This is a genomic window from Limosilactobacillus mucosae, from assembly GCF_046939755.1.
In the GTDB taxonomy this organism is placed as follows: Bacteria; Bacillota; Bacilli; order Lactobacillales; family Lactobacillaceae; genus Limosilactobacillus; species Limosilactobacillus mucosae_A.
The window spans coordinates 1-860 of record NZ_JBKZAY010000077.1; the positions used below are offsets into that span (position 1 = coordinate 1).

General features: G+C 35.2%; 1 protein-coding gene. It reads right to left on the reverse strand.

Annotated elements, in window-relative coordinates; translation table 11 throughout:
• On the reverse strand, positions 1-473 hold a 473-nt coding region (locus ACLUWI_RS10150), incomplete at its 3' end, for a restriction endonuclease subunit S (protein ID WP_412147224.1).
• Positions 474-860: the final 387 nt, after the last annotated feature.

Genomic DNA, 860 nt, shown 5'->3' on the forward strand with positions numbered 1-860 from the left:
CGATCAAGATTTAAAAATAATTGACTAACTTTTGATTGTTCATTCTGATCTGGGAGAACAATGTTTACATTTTTTAGTTCCCCAGCATTTAATGATGGGAGAGAGCCAATTTGAGCATAATGAGATAAATTCAAGTTTTGAAATGTGTAATAAATATAATCATGGTCTTGAATAGAATTCGGCTTATATGACATCATGTTATTATCTATTAAGAATTTACATCTGGTCTGACGCTTACGCTCAAGAAATACTGCTGCACCAACTTTTGCAAAAATTATAGTATTGCCGTCAATGGGCTTCCATTTATTTCTACTAATTTGGTCATCAGTAACATAATTGCTTGAAATATTCATTACAGTATTATTTTCTGATAAATTCATATCAGAAACCTTATAAAAAGGAATACCAGCCATACCTCCTTGTTCGCTTTCAGGGAAGCCGACTCCACTCCTAAAAGATCCTATTTCTCCCAGCTTACGTTGCTCCCAAACATTCTAGCTCTTTAAACAATGTCGATGGCGACTTCAAAATGTATGAAAATGGCAATCTCAAATTGTACAATTATGGCATAAGACCGCGCTCAAAGTCGCTGAAGGGATGAACAAGCAATATGATGAGCAATCCACAGGTAATCGTTAAGGCAACCGCCATGCTATCTAATTGGGTTCGGGGCCAAGACATTGGTATTTGCTCACGCCATTTTGCCAACGCGAGTATTCGACTTTATCATGATGAACGCTTCCTAAATCAAAAAACGTCGCTTTTAAATTAAAGCTTCTTAATCCTTGCTTGATAAAATCTAATAAATTTCAGAATAATGGTTGACATTTATCGTTATGCCACGTATTATAATTACAATG